We start from the raw sequence: 18,162 nt of genomic DNA on the forward strand, positions 1-18,162 counted from the left end.
GTCCTCGGGTGGGGTGCCGGCGTCGGGGGAGGACGCGGGCGCCGGTGGCCGTGATGGGGGCGGCGGTCAGCGTGGCGCCGATGGCAGTCACCGTGGCGCCGGTGGCGGGGCCGGTCGGCGTGATGTGAGTGATGCCGCCGGGCCCCGGAAGGTCTGGTCGCGGGATTTCGGGCTGTTCTTCACCGCGCGGGCGGTCGCCAAGCTGGGCGACACGATGTTGCCGGTGGCGCTGGCGGCGGGACTGCTGCAGCACGGCTACGGGGTGGGGGCCGTCGGCCTGGCCATGGCCGCGTCGGCCGCCTGCTTCGCGGGTCTCGTGATCTTCGGCGGGGTCTTCGCCGACCGGTTCAGCACCCGTCTGCTGATGATCGGCGCCGACGTGGTGCGGCTGGGCAGCCAGTCGGTCGCCGCCACGTTGTTCTTCACCGGCCATGTGGTGCTCTGGCAGATCTGTGTGATCGGCGCGGTCAACGGCGCGGCGGCGGCGATCTTCGAGCCCGGCGTCGCCAGCACGGTGCCTCGGCTCGCCACCGACGTCCAGGCGGCCAACGGCGCCATACGGGTCGCGGAGTCCACGGCCCAGCTCGCGGGCCCCGCGCTCGCCGGCCTGCTGGTCGCCTTCGCCTCACCCGGCGGGGTCTTCGCGGCCCACGCCACCACCTACGCCCTGAGCGCCCTGTGCCTCCTGCTGCTTCGGCTGCCGCCGGCCGACCCCGACCACCGGGTCCGTACCAACGGCTTCGGTGCCGATCTCGTCCAGGGCTGGCGGGAGTTCCGATCACGGACGTGGCTGTGGGGCGTCATCGTCATCTGGTGCGTCCTGATGATCTCCGTCTGGGGTCCGACGGTCCCGCTGGTCGCGACGGAGGTCGTCCAGGAGCACGGGCCGCGCGCCTACGGCCTGGTCAACTCCGCCCTCGGCGCGGGCACGGTCATAGGCGGCCTGATCGCACTGCGCCTGCGTCCTCGGCACATGCTGCGCGCGGGTTCGCTCGCCCTCTTCTCGTTCGCCTGCTTCCCGGCCGCCGTCGGAGCGGGCTTCGGAGTGGCGGCGATGGCGGCCGGTGCGGCGATAGCGGGCGCGGGCCTGTCGTTCTGGGGCGTCATGTGGGCGACCAGCGTGCAGACCCAGGTCCCGCCCGACGCCCTGAACCGCATCCACGCGTACGACATCGCCGGCTCCCTGGCCATGATGCCGGTCGGCCAGGCCCTCGCAGGCCCGGCCGCGGCGGCCCTCGGCGCGGACAACGTCCTCCTCGTTGCAGGCGCCATGACCCTCGTCGTGGCGACGGCACTGCTCTCGGTGCCCGCGATTCGAGGGCTGGTGCGGGCCGAGGCGCCGACATCGCTGTCGCTGTCGCTGTCGCACGGGTCCACGGGGATGGCCCGCCCTGCGGGTACGCGTACCAGTGGAGAAGACGGACAAGGGAAGAGACAGACGTGCGCCGGCGGTAAGAGCTGAAGCCGGGCCGAGGAGCCCGGAGGCAGAGCCAGGCCTACGCACTGACCCGCGTCGCCGTCGCCCCCAGGAACCCACCGATCCGCTCCCGCAACGACCCGGCGTCCAGCCCGTGCGCGGCCACGTGTTCCTCGATCTGCCCGTAGCGGCGCAGCTCGCGGCGGCCGACGCCGAGGCCTAGAACGCGGTGCGGCAGATCCGCCAGGGCGTCGTTCGCGACCGCCGTCGACGTTCCGGCCAGGTAGGGCTCGACGAGGACGACATCGGTCCCCGCGGACTCCGTGGCCCGGCGCAGCGCGGCCGAGTCGAAGGGGCGGACGGTCGTGCCGTACAGCACGGTGACGTCGAGCCCCTCAGTGGCGGCTAGGACCGCGTCGAGCATCGGCCCGACCGCGACGACCACGCCGGCCCGCCCCTCGCGGACGATGCGGAAGCGGGCTCCGTCGACGGCGAGGGCCTCGGCGTTCGACTGCACGGACAGCCGTACGTACACCTTGTCGTCCCCTGCCGCGACGGCGTGCCGCAGAAGCGTCTCGGCCTCGTCCGGGTGGCCCGGGACATGCACCGTCCAGCCGTCGAGCGTGTCCAGCAGGGCGATGTCGCCGGGTGCCATGTGGGTGTAACCGCCCGAGGGCCAGTCGAAGGACGCGGAGGCGCTGACCAGCACCGCGCCCACGTCCTGGTGCCCGAGGTCCAGCTTGACCTGCTCGAAGGGCCGCTCGACGAGGAAGCTGGCGAAGGTGTGCACCACGGGCCGCAGGCCGGTCAGCGCCAGGCCCGCGCCCGCTCCGACCAGCAGCTGCTCCCGGATGCCGACGTTGATCACGCGGTCCGGATGCCGGTGCTGCGCGCCCTCGAATCCGGCCACACCGATCTCGGCGAGGACGACCGCGACGCGCGGATCCTCGTCGAGCAGCCGTGAGACGACCGGGGCGAAGCGGTCACGCATGGTGTCCATGGGGAAAGTCCTCCGTTGCGGGTGTGCGGGTGTGCGGGTGTGTGGGCGTGGGTGACCGGCTCAGGCGGTTTTCGGCTCCACCCGGGCGACGACCACGCGTGGCCGTCCCGGGTGAGGGGCGGTGAAGGTGGCGTACAGGGCGTCGTGGTCCCGTCCGTCGACGGTCTCGGCGGACCAGCCCGCGGCCTCGAAGCGCGCGGCGATCCCGCCGGGGAGCGCGTAACTGGCGGACGAGTTGTCGATCACGACGGTGTGCAGCTGGTCGAGCCCGGCCGGACCGGCGTACGCGATGGCCTCGTGGTTGCTGCCCTCGTCCAGTTCGGCGTCCCCGACCAGCACCCATACACGGGGGTCGTGCAGTCCTTGGGCGCGCAGACCCAGCGCCGTACCGACCGCGATCGGCAGCCCGTGCCCGAGCTAACCGCTGCCGATCTCGGCACCCGGTACGAGCACGCGGTCCGGATGGTGACCGAGCGGCGACTGGTACGAGCCGAAGCCCGGCAGCCAGTCGACCGGCACGAAGCCCTTCGCGGCGAGGACCGCGTAGTAGGCCATGGGTCCGTGCCCCTTGGAGAGCAGGAACCGGTCCCGTTCCGGATCGTCGGCCCGCTCCGGCGTCACCCGCAGTACCCGGTCGTAGAGCACCCAGAGTGCGTCGAGCGTGGACGTCGCCGCCGGTCCGTGCTTCTCGTCCCCGCTCATGAGCCCCATCAGGCCAGGCAGGTCCGCGTACCCGTAGCCGCGTTCCACCGTTGTCGTCGTTGTCGTCATACGGACGATCGTGCGACCTCAAGCGAGGTTGAGGTCAAGCGGTGACCGCCGGGTCGAGGCGATCACCGGGACAAAAGGAGTGCGCGACCACCGACCCGAGTGCGGTATTGTTTCCGTGCGCGTTCAACCAGGGGAAACCCCAGGTCACAACGGGCATCGGGACGTGGCGCAGCTTGGTAGCGCACTTGACTGGGGGTCAAGGGGTCGCAGGTTCAAATCCTGTCGTCCCGACAGAGCGAAGGGTCTTCGCAGGCGAGAGCCTGCGAAGACCTTTTTCGTATGCGTCGTTTCCGATCTTCGATCACTGCGGGGCTGTCGAAGACGCCGACGTCGGACACCCGTCGTAAGGGTCAAGCCCCCTTTCCGAAGACAAGCACCTCGGTGGAGGCGACGCCCATGGGGGCCAGGAAGCCGGCCTCCAGGCTGAAGCCGAGGGTCGCGAAGAGGTCCACGCATGCCTGGCGAGGCATGGCGGCCGGGTAGGAGCCGTGCCCGGCGCCGCCCTTCGTCGCCCAGGCACGCACCGTGGCCGGGTCCAGGCAGGTCTCCGTCATTACGTCGAAGACGATCCGACCACCGGGTCGCGTGACCCGTGCCATCTCGAAGAAGTAGCGGGAGGCGCAGAGGAAGGTCACGGTGTTGAAGACCTTGTGGGCCTGAACGAGGTCGACGCTGCCGTCGGGTGTCGAGGCGAGACTGCATCCTGCGGTCGGTTGGGCGACCACGCCGAATGTGTCGACCAGGTAGTCGGACCAGGGCGCTGCCGTCTCGTAGATCTCGTAGCGGCCTGGTGAACACTCCTTCAGCGTCTTCTCCAGGTACCGTCCGGACCCGGGGCCTATCTCCAGCACCGTGTCCGGGTTGGCGGCGAAGACGCCGAGAGTGCGTAGTTCGTCGATGGTGAACCGGGTGGCTCCAGGCGTCCCGTTCATGACCTCGTCGATGTAGTCACCGACCGACAGGCCGGCCGCCCGTGAGGCCTGCATCGTTGCCTCGAAGGGGATGAAGTCGTCCACTCCACCCCGGTTGTTGTTGGTGCGCACGATGTCGAATCCCGTACGTCCCAAGAGCCGCTTGACCCCCGACTTCAATGCTGACGTTTCGCGCACTGCTGGGCTCACCAGGCATCCCCCCTCTTTCCGCCTTAGGTACCCAAAGCATAGGATCACGGACGCGGACGCGCAGAGGGACGGCGAACTTCGCTACGTGGCAGTCGAGGGCCGGTCCACGGCGCCGGGGGCGTGCCGACATTTCGCGGTTCCGGCGCGGGAATGCGATCCAGAACCATGATTCGCGGAGTGTCGACCGTGGACTTTTCGACGGCGGCCTTCCGAGACCGCCTCGTTGGTTAGGGTGGCAAGCAGAGACTGATTCCGATGCCTTTGACCAGGGTGAGGGACACACTGACGGCGCCTGCGTGGGCCAAGTCGGACGCAATGGGGGCTGTGGGTGGCGAGTTGGCGTCGGCAGAAGCCGAAGACCACGTCGAACGGCGTCAGTTGTGTTGGATCGCTCAGTCGGAGCGGGCCCGGAATTCGGCCCGGCCCGGTTCGCGCTTGAAGTGCTTGCAATCCTGCTCGGTCCAGTCGCGCGCACCCCGTACATCTGACGACGGGAGGGGAGGTGCATCACATCTGTCGGATGGTTTGCGATGGTGTGCGGGTTTTTCCACGCGGGGCGTGTCCGGACCACCAGGTGGGCGGCCGGTCGGTCCTACTTGCCGTCACCGGAGTCGTCCGGAAACAAGTCACCGAAAGCAGGCCCGGCAGTCTTCAAGAGGGCTTGGTGCAGGGGAAACAGGAAGCCGCTGATTCATGGCCGGCCACGGGCCGGACGACGGGCCGCATTCTCACCCCGCCCCAAGAAGCCAGGATCCGGAGCGCCTTCCGTCGATCACGGCAAAGCACCGCAGGCCGACCGGACGCGGTGGACGCGTGACCGGCCGGTCGGCGACCGCCGTGCTGCCCCCGTCGCTGCGCATGTGGCTCGGGCTGACCGCGGTCCTCTCCGCGCTGGTGGTCGTCGTGCTCGGGGTCCTGTATGCCGGCCACAGCGAACCCGGCACAGTGGACAGATGGGTCATCCAGCCGACGGCGGACAGCGTGCGGCCGCCGTGGCGGAACGTCGCTCTGGCCACGGACTTCCTGGGGGAGCCCGCCGGAGCGGCGGTGCTGGTCGTGGTCGCCGTGACGGGCTGCCTGCTGCTGCGGCGTCCTCGCGCGGCGGTGCTCGTCGTTGCCGGTGCCGGCACGACCGTGGTGACGACGACGCTGCTCAAGTCCCTGGTGGGCCGCACCATCCACGGCGACGACAACCTGTCCTATCCGAGCGGGCACACCGCCTTCCTCACCGCGCTCGCCCTCGTGGTGGCGCTGCTCGCGACCGGTCGGCTGGGCCTCGGCAGGAGGGCCGGCGCGTTGCTCGTACTCGCAGCGGCGCTGGTCGCCGGCGCCGCAATGGGCTGGGCGCAGGTCGCCCTGGGCGCGCACTACCCGACCGATGTCCTCGGCGGCTGGTGCACCGCGCTGGCAGTGACACCGGCGACCGCGTGGCTGGTCGACCGGACGGCCGACCGGATGGCCGACGCCGGTCGGCGGGACCGCCGCTGACGTCACGTCACGTCATGTCCCGCCCGTCATGCCAAGCGGCGGAATACGGGCTTCACCGGTCGTCCGGCCAGCCATGGGGTCGGGTCGGCGGCGTCCAGTGCCTTCCGGTACACCGCGCATGCCTGGGCCACCACGTCGACGGTGTGATCGATGTCGGCGTCGCCGAGCGCGCTGCTCACCACGAACGACGGGGCCAGCACCCCGCCCGCGAGGAGCCGGCGCAGGAACAGGGTGCGGTACTGCTGCGACGGCTGCCGATTCTCGTCGAGGGTGGCGAAGACCAGGTTGCTGGCCCGGCCCCGGACGACGACGTGGTCGCCGACGCCCATGCTGTCCGCCGCGTCGCGGACACCGGCGGCCAGCCGCTCGCCGAGGGTGTGCAGCCGCGCGGTGATGCCCTCCTCGACGTAGGTGGTCTGCACGGCCATCGCGGCGGCGAGCGAGTGCGTTTCCGCACCGTGCGTGGTGGACAGCAGGAACACCCGTTCGCCGGAGTGACGCAGCCCGCCCAGCTCCATCAGATCGCGGCGCCCGGCCAGCGCGGAGACGGCGAACCCGTTGCCCAGCGCCTTTCCGAACGTGGAGAGGTCGGGAACGACGCCGTACAGGCCCTGGGCGCCCGCCTCGGACCAGCGGAGGCCGGTGATCATCTCGTCGAAGATCAGTACACAGCCGTGCCGGTCGGCCAGCTCGCGCAGGCCGGCCAGGTATCCGGGCGGCGGCTCGGTGTGGGTGGCGGGTTCCAGGATCAGGCAGGCGACCTCGTCCTGGTACCGGGTGAGGAGTTCCTCCGTGGCGGCCAGGTCCCCGTAGGGGAATGCCACGGTCAGCTCGTTGGTCGCCGCCGGAATGCCGGCGGACATCGGCGTGGTGCCGATGAACCAGTCGTCGGTGGAGAAGAACGGATGGTCGGCGCAGAGGGCCACCCGCGGGCGCCCGGTGGCGGCGCGGGCGAGGCGCACCGCGGCGGTGGTGGCGTCGGAGCCGTTCTTCGCGAACTTCACCATCTCGGCGGTCGGCACGGTGGCCAGGAAGCGTTCCGCCGCCTCGACCTCCACGATGGACGGCCGGACGAAGTTGCTGCCGCGGTCGAGTTCCCGTCGCACCGCCTCGGTCACGCGTGGGTGGGCGTGGCCGAGGCTGACCGAGCGCAGGCCGGAGCCGTACTCGATGTAGCAGTTGCCGTCGACGTCCCACACGTGGGCACCGCGGCCGTGGCTGATGACCGGGGCCAGGTTCTCGGGGTACTGGTCGTCGCCCTTGGCGTAGGTGTGCGCGCCGCCGGGGATCAGGGCGTGCAGCCGCTCGTTCGCCGCCCGCGATCGGGGAAGGCCGAACTCTTCGGTGTCCACGGTGACTTCAGCTCTCCTTCTGCTTCAGGACCTCGGCGAGGCTCGGCGCCTCCCGGTCCCGCTGGGACATCGAGGCGGGCGGGAGCGGCCACGGGATGGCGAGCTCCGGGTCGTCGAAGGCGATCGTCACGTCCTCGGCCGGATCGTGCGGGCGGTCGATCCGGTACGAGGTGTCGGCGGTCCCGGTCAGGGCCTGGAATCCGTGGGCACAGCCCGCCGGTATGTAGAGAGTCGTCTGCGTATCGCCGGACAACTCGAAGGTCGCCACGTTGCGGTACGTCGGTGAGTCCGTCCGCAGGTCGACGACGACGTCGAAGATCCGTCCGTACGAGCAGCGCACCAGCTTGGCCTCGCCCGCGCCGGAGCGCAGGTGCAGGCCGCGCAGCACGCCCCGGACCGAGCGGGACAGGCTGTCCTGGACGAAGGCGTCCGGGTCGAGGCCCACCGAGCGGACCACATCGGCGTCGAAGGTGCGGCAGAAGAAGCCGCGCTCGTCGGAGTACGGCGTCGGCTCGAACAGGTACGCGCCGTCGATCGCAGGGACCTCGGTCGCCTTCATCTGGCCTCCCTCAAGGCGTGGGCGTGGTCGGCCGCCGGGAACAGGGCCGCGGTCAAAGCGGTGAACTGGTCCTCTAGTTGCCGGGCGGCGGTCAGGTTCCGCTCGGTGAGGGTCCGCCGCAGCTCCGCCGATCGTTTCTCCAACGCCCGGAACTGTTCCAGGAGTTGGTCGGCGTCGACCTCGCGAGCCGGGTGGCAGTACGCGGCAAGGCCCATCCGGTCCATGAGGGCGTCGCTCTTCGCCGCATAGCTGAGTGCGAGCGTCGGCGTGCCGACCTTCAGCGCGCAGACCAGGTTGTGGTACCGGGTGGCCACCACGGTGTCGGCAGCCGCCGTCTCCTTCATCAGGTCGGCGAGCGAGGCCGCCTCGGCAGCGGTGACCAGCGGCGAGTCCACCGCGTCGAGGATCGCGGTGACCACCGGCCGGTCGCACTCGTCGCCGGTGAGCAGCCGGACCGGCCTCCCGTCCTCGACCAGCGCGCGGACGAAGCGCGTTGTCCCGTCGAGGTAGCGGCGGTGGATCTCCTCGGCCCGTGCGCGGTCGTCGTTGCCGCCGTGGAAGTCCATGACACCGACGCAGACCGGGCCCGGCGAACCCGAGGGCGCGCTCGCAGGCGGCGTCGGCAGGGCGAAGGCGAGGTCCGGGTAGACCTTGTCACGCGCGGTGTCCACGCCCATCGCCCGCATCGCGTCGCGGGACAGGGCGTCCCGGTACGACCGGTAGCCGGCCAGCTGCGCCGACCAGCGCACCAGGGCCCGGGTCGGCCGGTTGCCGATCGCGGCGGCCCCGACGCCGACCAGCGCGACGCGGGTGCCGAACAGTCGGCCGCTCGCGCAGAGCAGGAACAACGAGTACGGGAAGCCCCACGGCCGCAGCGGCAGCGTGGCCTCCAGGACGCCCATGCCCGGCACGATCACCACGTCGTGCCGGCGCACCCAGGCAGCGGTACGGACGGCGTCGACGAGTTTGCCCAGGCCCTTGCCCGCGATCGCGCCCGCCCGCGACGCAGTCCGGTACTCCCCGCGGTACCAGTGCAGCCGCGTCGCGGGGATGCCGTACCGGGCCGTGACGACCTCGGGTCCGCCGCACAGCGCGTCCACGACCGCCTCCGGGTGTTCGGCGCGGAGGTAGCCGAGCACGGCCTCCAGTGACCCGTCGTTGCCGAGATTGCCGGAGCCGAGCAGGCCGAACACCCCGACGCGCACCGGGGTTCGGTTCGCGGGTGTCATGCCTGCCGCCCCTCACGTCCGGCGACGAGGGCGTCGACGGAGACGGTGAGCCGGCCCGGGTCGACCGGGGCGCGGTCCTCGACCCGCTCGCCGGCACCCGGCCGGACCCGGCTGGTCATCCATGCGGCCAGGTGGCGGTAGCACGCGCGCCGGTCGGCCGCGGACAACGGCGCCCGCCGGACCGCCGAGACGAAGCCCCAGACGTACTCGGCGAGCAGCCGGGGTGTCGGGTGCAGCGCGCCGGCCCGGCGCGGGTCCAGGTTGACGCACCGGGCGCGCTTGCCCGGGTTCGCCCGCTCGGCGCGGGTGGGGTGGTCGCGGCGGAAGTACAGCAGCTCCGGCACCTGGTGGAACGGCCCGTGCAGGGTGATCTCGGCGACGAACGTGCGATCCGCGTGGTGGTAGCTGTCGTGCGGCTTCACCCGGCGCAGCACGTCGGCCCGCATCACACCGTAGAAGTCGTCGCCACCGGGCTCGAACAGCAGACTGCGGAAGCGTTCCGGCGCGTGTGGCGAGTCGGTGGCCAGCCCGTACTCGTACGGGACCTTCACCTGGCCGTCGCCGTCGATGACCGCCTGGCCGGAGTGCGCAAGGATCACGTCCGGCCGCTCGTCCAGCGCCTCCACGCAGCGCCGCAGCAGGTCGCGGGCGTAGAGGTCGTCGTGCGAGGCCCACTTGAACAGTTCGCCGCGGCACTCCGTGAACACGTAGTTGTGGTTCGGTGCGGCCCCGATGTTCCGGGTCAGCCGGATGTACCGGATGCGCGAGTCCTTCGCGGCGTACCGGTCGCAGATGTCCCGGGTCCCGTCGGTCGAGGCGTTGTCGGAGATGACCAGCTCGAAGTCCTCGTAGGTCTGGCCGAGCAGGGCGTCGAGCGCCTCGGCCAGGTACTCCTCGCCGTTGTACACGGGCAGGCCGATGCTCAGCCTGGGTTGCGCGGTCATGGCGTCCTCACTTCGGGAATGGGGTTGTGGTGGCGCTCGCGCAGAGCGGACCGCAGCTGCAGCCACCACACGGCCGAGCTGATCGACGTCGCGGCGGCGACGCCCCAGGCCGAACCGACCGTGCCGGCCACGGCCGCTCCGCCGAGCCCGCCGATGACGTAACAGGCGGAGGCGAACAGCTGGCTGCGCAGGCTGCGCCGGGCCGCGGCGAGCGCGCGCAGCCCGGCCGCCGCGCCGCTGCCGAGGCCGGCCCCCGCGACGCCGAGCGTCGCCGGCACGATGAGTTCGGAGGCAGAGCTCCAGACGCCACCGAGCACGAACTCGCCGACCCGGTCCGGCATCAGCAGCAGAGCCGTGCCCCAGAGCAGCGCGGCGACGGCCTGCCCGCCGCCAAGGTGGAGGCAGAATCTGGTCAGTTGATGCGGGGCCTGCCGCAGCACCCGTGCCGCCTCGGCGACGGTGACCAGCGACAGCCCCATCAGCAGAGCGAGGAACGGGCCGAGCAGGAGCTCGGCGCCCCGGACCGCACCCACCGCGCCGACCCCGACGATCGCGCCGAGCCCGTACGCCCTCAGCTGGCTCGCGCCGCTGAGGCTGACGTTCTCGACCAGGTACCGGTAGCCGAGATCGCGCTGCTCGCGAAGCCACCCGCGCGCCCCGGTCATCCGGGGGCGGATGCCTGACTGGAGGCAGCCGTACACCGCGGCCACCGTGGCGGACGCGCCCCAGGCGAGCACGAAAGCGGCCACGCTGCCCACGCGGGCCGCCACCACCATGGCCGGCACGAGCGCGACGCCCCACACGAGGTCGTTGGCGAACGCCTTCTGCCCGGCGCCGGCCGCGAAGAACGCGAACCGCCAGGCGTCCTGCAGCAACAGCGCAGGCAGCACGACGCCGAGGCAGACGAAGGCGGGCCCCACACGGCCGCCCAGGCCCAGCCCGACCAGCAGACACGCGGCGCCGAGGGCGGTACCGATGCCGAGGGCGGCACCCGACGACCGGGCCGCCGCCGAGCGCCAGGACGCGGTCGGTACGCCGCTGAAGCGCACCACGAGCGGGTCGGTGGCCAGGCCGCGGGAGACGTTGAGCACCACGCCGTAGGTCAGCCAGGCCAGGCTGAACACGCCGAACGCGGCCAGCCCCAGCGAGCGTGCCACGTAGAGCCCCACCGCGAAGTTGGTCATGCTGGAGGCCGCCTGGTCGGCCAGTCCCCAGGACAGCCGGCCGACCATGGCCCGCTTGGCGGTCCGCTTCCCTCCCTCGGTGGCCATCGGCGTCACGCCTTGATCAGCCCGGCGCCGTGCAGGGCGTCGGCCGCGGCGGCGACGGTGCCGAACGGCAGCCCGGACCGCTCGGCGACGTCCAGCAGACCGTGCTCGCCGTCGGAGAGACTGAGTACCCAGAGCATGGCCATCTCGGCCTGCTTCGCGTCGCTGCGGCCGCCGAGAGAGTCGTACAACCCCCGTCGGCCCAGCTGCGGTTCGCCGTAGGGGCTGAGGTTGACGTACCGCCGGTTGCCGTCGAGGACGGCGAACGCCTCGCGGCAGACGGCGAGCGTGTCCTCCATCGCGTCCGGGGAGACGAAGTCCGGGTTGTCCGCCGAGGTGTGGTACTCGGGGTAGCCGGCGTACGGGGTCCGGCTGAGCGAGCCCACGCCGAGATCGAACCCGGGCGAGCAGTACTGCCGCTCGTCGTAGCCGTACGGAGTGAACTCGTTGACGCGGTGCGGGCGTTCGGAGGCGGCCAGCACATGCCGCATCACCCGGTCGATCTCCGCGTCGCCGCGCCTGCTCTGCTTGTACGTCAGTTGGCCCGGGTCGCCTGCGCAGGCCAGCACGAGCCCGTGCCTGACCCGTTCCACCCGCTCCGCGTTGCGGGCCAGCCAGGTGATCGCCCCGATGGTGCCGGGCGCGTATATGAACCGGTAGGTGTAGTACGGCGTCTGCTGTGCCAGCGCGCGGGCCAGGAAAGTCGCCACCGCGATGCCGGCCAGGTTGTCGTTGGCCAGTGACGGGTGGCAGACGTGGCAGGAGACGATCACCTCGTCCTGGACCTGCCCGGGGACCACATGCTCGGCGTAGGTGAGGTGACCGTCGGCGAGTGTGGAGTCGACGCGCACCTCGTAGTCGCCGTCCGGCATCGCGTCCAAGGTCTCCTGGGCCAGGCAGAATCCCCATTCCGGCTTGTAGTAGCTGGTGCGGTACGGCACCCAGGCCGGGTGGTCCGGCAGGGTGTGCAGGTGTTCACGCAGCTCGGCCAGCGGCATGGTCCGCGACACCGGCACGCTGTAGCCGAGCACGTGCAGGCTGGACGCGGCGAAGTCGACGACCCGGCGGCCGGAGCTGTCGGCAACGTACGCGTCCCGGATGTTCCACTCCTGCGGCACCGTCCAGTCGAGCACCTGCGTCCCGGTCGGCACCTCGTGCACCTGGAGCGGGACGTACTCGCCGACGATCTCCAGGGTGGCGCGCACACCGTCGCCGGTGATGCTCCGGCACAGCGGGTACAGCCGCTCCACCAGCGCGTGCATCTCCTCGCCGGCGCCGGTCGTCATCTGCTCGCCGACCGCGGTCATCGGCGCCACCGCAGGGTGTCGTCGACGGCACCGGACTCGGACGCCGCGCGCAGCACGGCAAGACGGGTGAAGCGTCGTTCGAAGTCCTCCCGGGTCAGCCCGAACTTCCGGTAGGCGTCGGCGAGTTCGAGCGCGCCCTGCTTCACCGTCCACTCGCAGTCGAAGCCCGGGATCGCGGCGCGGAACCGGGAGAAGTCCACCCGGTACGACCGCGGATCGGCGCCGTTCTCCCCGGTGATCACCACCTTCGCGCCGGACACCGCCTCGGCGACCTGCTCGGCGATCTCGGCCACCGTGACGTTGTTGGTCTCGCTGCCGATGTTGAACGCCCGGTCGTGCACCGCTTCCCGCGGCGCGGTCAGCGCGGCGGCGAAGGCCCGTGCGATGTCGGCGGCGTGCACCAGCGGGCGCCAGGGGGTGCCGTCGGAGAGCACCAACACCTCGCCGGACAGCAGCGCATGACCCACCAGGTTGTTCAGCACGATGTCGGCGCGCAGCCGGGGCGAGTAGCCGAAGGCGGTGGCGTTGCGCATGAACACCGGGCTGAAGTCGCCGTCGGCCAGCGCGTGCAGGTCGTCCTCCACCCGCACCTTGGACTCCGCGTACGGCGTCACCGGGCGCAGCGGGGCGTCCTCGGCCACCAGGTCGTCACCGCCGGAAGCGCCGTAGACCGAGCACGTAGATGCGTACAGGAAGCGCCGCACTCCGGCGTCGCGGGCCAGCCGGGCCAGCCGTACGGAGGCGTGGTGGTTGATGTCGTAGGTGAGGTCCGGCGCCAGCGATCCCAGCGGGTCGTTGGAGAGCGCGGCCAGGTGGATCACGGCGTCCACCCCGGCCACGTGTTCGGCCGTGACATCGCGCAGGTCCACCCGGTGCCCCTGTGGGTCCGCGGGCGGGTCGCCCAGCACGCAGTCGGCGAACAGGCCGGCGTCGAGGCCGACGACCTCGTGCCCGGCGGCCGCGAGAACCGGGGCCATCACGGTGCCCAGGTAGCCCTGATGTCCGGTCAGTAGTACGCGCACTGTTCATTCCCCCAGGTCGAGAGTGAGTTTGGTGACGGCGAACGCCTCGGCGTAGCGCGCGTGGCATTCGATGCCGCGGATCCGTGCGAGACCGAGGAAGGCCTCCCGGTCGAACCAGGGCCGGTGCCGTTGCGAGGGGTAGTGCTCCTGCAGCAGCCGCACCTTCTGTTCGGCGATCTCCGGCGACAGCGGCTGGTACGCCGTCGGACGGCCGAGATCGCCGTCCCACTTGACGATCTCGTAGCCGAGGACCAGGTGGTCGCGGAATGCGGTGGGTACCAGCTTCGCCAGGCCGCGGTGATCCTGGTGCGCGTCGTCGGTACGCGGGGCGAGCACGAGATCCGGCTCGGTCCGCTCGCGCAGTTCCTCGATTGCGGCCTTGGCCTCTTCCCAGTGCGTCGGCAGTCGGCCGTCCGGCAGCTTGAGCACGGTCAGCCGCAGGTCGGCGCCCGGGCAGAAGGCGCCGAGCGCGGCCTGCTCCTCCTGCTCGCGCTCGCTGCCACCGCCGGAGAGCACCAGCGCGTCGACACGTACACCCGGTCGTGCGAGGCACAGCGTCAGCAGCGTGCCGCCGGCGCCGATGGCGATGTCGTCGCAGTGCGCGCCCACCGCGACGATCCGCTCCAGGGGGCCGGCCCCGAGCCGGATCACGCTCTGACTCCGGCACGGTCCCGCTCCCACACGGCCCACGGGCGGTCGCCCCGGGCGTAGGAGTCGTCGAGCGCGGCCCGCTCCTTCACGGTGTCGGTCGGCTTCCAGAAGCCGTAGTGTTGGTGCGCCACCAACCGGCCGCGCTTGGCGAGTTGGGCGCATCCGTCGGCGACCAGGTCACCGTTCTCCGGTATGTGGTCGAAGATCTCCTGGCGGAGCACGAAGTAGCCACCGTTCTCCCACAGCGGGAGTTCGCTCACCGCGGTGATGCCCCCCACCAGGCCGTCCTCACCCAGCTCCACGCAGTGGAACGAGGACTGCGGCGGCACCACCATCATCGACGCACCGGCGTCGCGCGGGGTGAACCGGTCGATCATCTCCGGCAGCGGAGCGTCGGTGAGTACGTCGGCGTAGTTGGCGAGGAACATCTCGTCGCCGTCCAGATGGTGCCGCACCCGGCGCAGCCGCTCCCCGATCGGCGACTCGATGCCGGTCTGCGCGAACGTGATCGTCCAGTCCGAGATGTCGGTGGACAGCAGCTCGGTCTTCCCGCCCCGCAGCACGAAGTCGTTGGACGTCGTCTCCTCGTAGTTGAGGAAGAAGTCCTTGATGTGGTGGGCCCCGTACCCGAGGCACAGGATGAACTCCGTGTGCCCGAAGTGCGCGTAGTAGCGCATGACATGCCAGATCAGCGGTCGCGGGCCGACCATCGCCATCGGCTTGGGCACGTCGTCGGAGGTTCCGTTGCGCATGCGCATCCCGTAACCGCCGCAGAACAGAACGACCTTCATGCTGTGACCTCTTTCAAGACGCGACCTCGACAATGCTGAGTTCCGGGATCGGAAAGACCAGCCGGCCGCCCCACTCGTGCACGAACGACAGCTGCTCGACCAGTTCGGCCCGCAGGTTCCACGGGAGGACGAGGACGTAGTCCGGCTTGTCGGCGGCTATCTGCTCGGGCGGCAGGATCGGGATGCGGGTGCCCGGGGTGAACCTGCCGTGCTTGTACGGATTGCGGTCGACCGTGTACGCGAGCAGGTCGGGCCGGATGCCGCAGTGGTTGAGCAGGGTGTTGCCCTTGCCCGGGGCGCCGTAGCCGACGACCGTCTCGCCGCGCTCGGCCGCCTCGATGAGGAACCGCAGGAGGTCCCGGCGCACCTTGGCCACCCGGGCGGAGAACTCGGCGTACCCGGACAGCTCCTGCAACCCGGCGGCCTTCTCCCGGGCCAGCACGTCGGCCACCCGCTGCGAGGGATCCCCCGCGACCTCGGCCGGCCGGGCCCACAGCCGGATGGAGCCGCCGTGTGTGGGCAGCAACTCGACGTCCACGAGCGTCAGTCCGCCGCTCGCGAGGGCTCGGATCGCGGACGCGACCGTGTAGTACTGGAAGTGCTCGTGGTAGATCGTGTCGTACTGGTTCTCCTCGATCAGGGTCAGCAGGTGCTGCACCTCGATGGAGACCCAGCCGTCGTCGGCGACCAGCGCGCGCAACCCCTGGGTGAAGCCGACCACGTCGGGGATGTGCGCGTACACGTTGTTGGCCACGACCAGATCCGCCGGGCCGTGCTCGGCACGCACGGCGGAGCCGGTGTCGGGGCTCAGGAACTCCGTGACCGTGGGCACCCCCGCCTCCCGCGCCGCGGCACCGACGTTCACCGAGGGCTCGATGCCGAGGCAGCGGATCCCCCGGTCCACCACGTGCCGTAGCAAGTAGCCGTCGTTGCTGGCGACTTCGACCACGAAGGCGTCGGCGCCGAGGTCCAGCCGCTGTACGGCATCGGAGACGTACGTGCGCGCGTGCTCCACCCAGGAGGTCGAGAACGAGGAGAAGTACGCGTACTCCTTGAACGTCTCCTCCGGCGTGATCAGCGGCGGGATCTGCGCCAGCCAGCAGTCGGTGCAGACCCGCAGGTGCAGTGGGTACGCCGGTTCCGGCCGGTCCAGTTGGTCCGCGGCGAGAAAGCTTTCACACGGCGGCGTCGCCCCAAGGTCGACGACGCTCGCCATCGCTTCCGAGCCGCAGAGTCGGCATCGTGTCATCTGCTGTCCCCATCCCCCCTGCCCGCGCGCGTGTCCTCGCCGCGAGCCAGTGCTGACCGACCCGCGATCGCGGTGCGGTACTCCTCCACCAGGCGCTCCAGGCCGACGGCCGGGCTGAAGCCCTTCTCGTAGCGGCGTCTGGCCGCCCGGCCCATCTCCCGGTTGCGGGCCGGCTCGGCCGCGATCCGGCGTATGCAGGACGCGAGCGAGGCGGGCTCGCCCGGCCGGTGCAGCAGCCCGGTCACCCCGTCCTCGACGAGTTCGACGAAGGCGCCGTGACCGGCGGCGACGGTCGGGACCCCGGCCGCCATCGCCTCCACGACCACCAGGCCGAACGCCTCCAGCCACGTCGAGGGAGCCACCACGGCGACCGACCGCGCGATGGCCTGCCGGCACTGCTCCGGGTCGTACAGGCCGACGTAGCGCACGTCGTCCCGGCCGGCGGCCCAGGCGGTCACCTCGGGCTCCAGCGGCCCGGTGCCGGCGATCACGAGCGGTACTCCCACACCGCCGCTCGCCGCGATCTCGTCCCACGCGGTCATGAGCAGCCGCACACCCTTGACCTCCGCGAGCCGGCCGAGATAGAGCACGTGCTCGCCGTCACCCACTCGGCAAGTGCCCGGTTCCGGAACGAAGTTGTGCTTCACCGCCAGTCGCTCGGCGGGCATGCCGGCACGCACCAGGACGTCGCGCTGCGCCGCGGAGAGGCAGAAGAACCGCTCCACGCCGGACCACCACCGCCGCCGGTTGACCGACAGGCTGACCGCGAGCGGCACCGTCGCGAGGCGGGAGCCCCGGTAGCAGCCGTGCCGGACGGCGGGCAGTGGTGCGGAGCCGACGCACTCGGTGCACGGCCGGCCGTCGCGTTGCAGCGTGCCGGGTGGGCAGACCTGGGTGTAGTTGTGCAGCGTGGCGACGGCGGGCACGTCGGCGTCGGCGCAGGCGGCAAGGACCGCGGGCGACAGGAGCGGGAAGACGTTGTGAACGTGCACCACGTCCGGCCGTTCGGTGCGCAGCCGGGCGGCGAGCTCCGATCGGACCGCCGGGTTCCACGGCACGAGGAGCGGCAGCGCGGCCTTGGAAAGGAGGGACCGGGCGGCGATGTCGTCGCTGCGCCGCTCGAACACCTCGACCCGGTGGCCGGCCTCGCGCAGCAGCGCGACCTCCTGGTCGACGACCTTGTTCTCCCCACTCGGCTGTGCCGAGGCGTAGCGGTTGTGCACCACGAGGACGTGCATGCTCAGGTCACCTCCGATCTTCGGGCCCATCGCGGGATGTGTCGTCGCGGGGCTTCGGGCGTCGGGAATCGAGGGACTTCGGGCGTCGAGAGGCGAGTGGCCGCGGCAGGAGTCGCCAGCAGTGAGGCGGCCACGGCCAGATGCAGCAGATACGGCGAGGCGTCGCCAAGACCGGCCTCGGTGTACGACGCGATCCCGCAGTAGCTGATCAGGAAGATCGCGCAGGCCCTCGGCAGCGACGGTGGCCGCAGCAACGCGACGCCGGCAAGGACGATGATGATCGCCGCCACCAGGGCGACGCCGATCAGACCCTGCTCCTGGTAGACGGCCAGCCAGCTGTTGTCGATCGGCAGCCCGCCGAACGACTTGTCGCCCAGGCCCATGCCGAACAGCTGCTCGAAGGACGTCCGGGGCGCTGCCAGCAGGGCGTCCCAGACCTTGGCCCGACCGGTGAGATTGGAGAAGTTCTCCTGGCTCTGCCCGCGCAGGAACCACGCCTGCAGCGCGGAACTCAACGCCACCGCGGCCACCGTGGCGCACAGCACCGCCCAGACGAAGAACCGGCGGGCGGCGGCACTGGTCAGGACGAGCGAGCCGATCGCCAACGTCAACCCGATGAGCAGCCCGAGGGTGGCCGTCCGGGTATGGGTCAGCACGAGCAGGACGAGTGACGGCACGATGACCACCGCCGCGCTTGTCCTGTCGGTCCGGCGGCCCAGTACGAGCAGTACGGTGAGCCCGATGATCACCGCCGC

15 protein-coding genes, 1 tRNA gene and 2 pseudogenes are annotated in these 18,162 nt (G+C 71.1%); 3 read left to right on the forward strand and 15 right to left on the reverse strand.

Going from position 1 to position 18,162, the window contains the following annotated elements; translation table 11 throughout:
- The first annotated feature begins 214 nt into the window (after positions 1 to 214).
- Positions 215 to 1,462 (forward strand): MFS transporter, encoded by a 1,248-nt coding sequence (locus AOK17_RS28030; protein WP_425424644.1) that lies wholly within the window; start codon positions 215 to 217, stop codon positions 1,460 to 1,462.
- Between the two features lie 34 nt (positions 1,463 to 1,496).
- On the opposite strand, the gene AOK17_RS28035 is transcribed toward AOK17_RS28030, so the two are convergent.
- The gene (locus AOK17_RS28035; protein WP_055615346.1) at positions 1,497 to 2,417 is read right to left on the reverse strand and encodes a transketolase family protein; all 921 of its coding nucleotides are present in this window, start codon (positions 2,415 to 2,417) and stop codon (positions 1,497 to 1,499) included.
- Positions 2,418 to 2,477: 60 nt separating this feature from the next.
- Positions 2,478 to 3,188, reverse strand: a pseudogene (locus AOK17_RS28040) (transketolase).
- Positions 3,189 to 3,345: 157 nt separating this feature from the next.
- Here AOK17_RS28040 and AOK17_RS28045 point away from each other — a divergent pair.
- Positions 3,346 to 3,419, forward strand: a tRNA-Pro gene (locus tag AOK17_RS28045).
- 119 nt (positions 3,420 to 3,538) lie between these two features.
- Here AOK17_RS28045 and AOK17_RS28050 read toward each other — a convergent pair.
- Entirely contained in the window at positions 3,539 to 4,255 is a 717-nt protein-coding gene (locus AOK17_RS28050) for a methyltransferase domain-containing protein (protein ID WP_055615357.1), read from the reverse strand.
- Positions 4,256 to 5,122: 867 nt separating this feature from the next.
- Here AOK17_RS28050 and AOK17_RS28055 point away from each other — a divergent pair.
- A complete protein-coding gene (locus AOK17_RS28055; RefSeq protein WP_055615347.1) occupies positions 5,123 to 5,797 on the forward strand; it encodes a phosphatase PAP2 family protein in 675 nt (224 codons plus the stop codon).
- Positions 5,798 to 5,823: 26 nt separating this feature from the next.
- Here the strand turns inward: AOK17_RS28055 and AOK17_RS28060 are convergent, their stop codons facing one another.
- The 12 genes and pseudogenes from AOK17_RS28060 to AOK17_RS28115 form a co-directional block, all read right to left on the reverse strand.
- The gene (locus AOK17_RS28060; RefSeq protein ID WP_055615348.1) at positions 5,824 to 7,149 is read right to left on the reverse strand and encodes a glutamate-1-semialdehyde 2,1-aminomutase; all 1,326 of its coding nucleotides are present in this window, start codon (positions 7,147 to 7,149) and stop codon (positions 5,824 to 5,826) included.
- Between the two features lie 7 nt (positions 7,150 to 7,156).
- Positions 7,157 to 7,708 carry a dTDP-4-dehydrorhamnose 3,5-epimerase gene (rfbC, locus tag AOK17_RS28065; protein ID WP_055615349.1) on the reverse strand — a complete coding sequence of 184 codons (552 nt, stop codon included), beginning with the start codon at positions 7,706 to 7,708 and terminating at the stop codon, positions 7,157 to 7,159.
- Complete coding sequence (locus AOK17_RS28070) at positions 7,705 to 8,937, reverse strand: polysaccharide pyruvyl transferase family protein (protein ID WP_055615350.1); 1,233 nt, start codon at positions 8,935 to 8,937, stop codon at positions 7,705 to 7,707. Before AOK17_RS28070 ends, rfbC begins: the two co-directional genes overlap by 4 nt.
- A complete protein-coding gene (locus AOK17_RS28075) occupies positions 8,934 to 9,881 on the reverse strand; it encodes a glycosyltransferase family 2 protein (protein WP_055615351.1) in 948 nt (315 codons plus the stop codon). Before AOK17_RS28075 ends, AOK17_RS28070 begins: the two co-directional genes overlap by 4 nt.
- Positions 9,878 to 11,152 carry an MATE family efflux transporter gene (locus AOK17_RS28080; RefSeq protein ID WP_055615358.1) on the reverse strand — a complete coding sequence of 425 codons (1,275 nt, stop codon included), beginning with the start codon at positions 11,150 to 11,152 and terminating at the stop codon, positions 9,878 to 9,880. The genes AOK17_RS28075 and AOK17_RS28080 overlap by 4 nt, the downstream gene beginning before the upstream one ends.
- 5 nt (positions 11,153 to 11,157) lie before the next feature.
- Positions 11,158 to 12,456, reverse strand: coding sequence for a DUF4910 domain-containing protein (locus AOK17_RS28085; protein WP_245697412.1), 1,299 nt, complete (start codon positions 12,454 to 12,456; stop codon positions 11,158 to 11,160).
- Positions 12,453 to 13,478, reverse strand: a complete 1,026-nt coding sequence (locus tag AOK17_RS28090) for an NAD-dependent epimerase/dehydratase family protein (RefSeq protein WP_055615353.1) — start codon at positions 13,476 to 13,478, stop codon at positions 12,453 to 12,455. Before AOK17_RS28090 ends, AOK17_RS28085 begins: the two co-directional genes overlap by 4 nt.
- 3 nt (positions 13,479 to 13,481) lie before the next feature.
- Positions 13,482 to 14,129, reverse strand: coding sequence for a PIG-L deacetylase family protein (locus AOK17_RS28095; protein ID WP_055615354.1), 648 nt, complete (start codon positions 14,127 to 14,129; stop codon positions 13,482 to 13,484).
- Positions 14,126 to 14,920, reverse strand: a complete 795-nt coding sequence (locus AOK17_RS28100) for a glycosyltransferase family protein (RefSeq protein ID WP_055615355.1) — start codon at positions 14,918 to 14,920, stop codon at positions 14,126 to 14,128. The genes AOK17_RS28095 and AOK17_RS28100 overlap by 4 nt, the downstream gene beginning before the upstream one ends.
- A 13-nt stretch (positions 14,921 to 14,933) precedes the next feature.
- Positions 14,934 to 16,169, reverse strand: coding sequence for a class I SAM-dependent methyltransferase (locus AOK17_RS28105; RefSeq protein ID WP_055615356.1), 1,236 nt, complete (start codon positions 16,167 to 16,169; stop codon positions 14,934 to 14,936).
- A complete protein-coding gene (locus AOK17_RS28110; protein ID WP_055615359.1) occupies positions 16,166 to 17,407 on the reverse strand; it encodes a glycosyltransferase in 1,242 nt (413 codons plus the stop codon). The genes AOK17_RS28105 and AOK17_RS28110 overlap by 4 nt, the downstream gene beginning before the upstream one ends.
- Positions 17,408 to 17,409: 2 nt before the next feature.
- A pseudogene (locus tag AOK17_RS28115) lies at positions 17,410 to 18,162 on the reverse strand (O-antigen ligase domain-containing protein); the annotation flags it as partial.

The sequence above is a fragment of the Streptomyces phaeochromogenes genome, from assembly GCF_001418655.1.
Classification (GTDB): domain Bacteria; phylum Actinomycetota; class Actinomycetes; order Streptomycetales; family Streptomycetaceae; genus Streptomyces; species Streptomyces phaeochromogenes.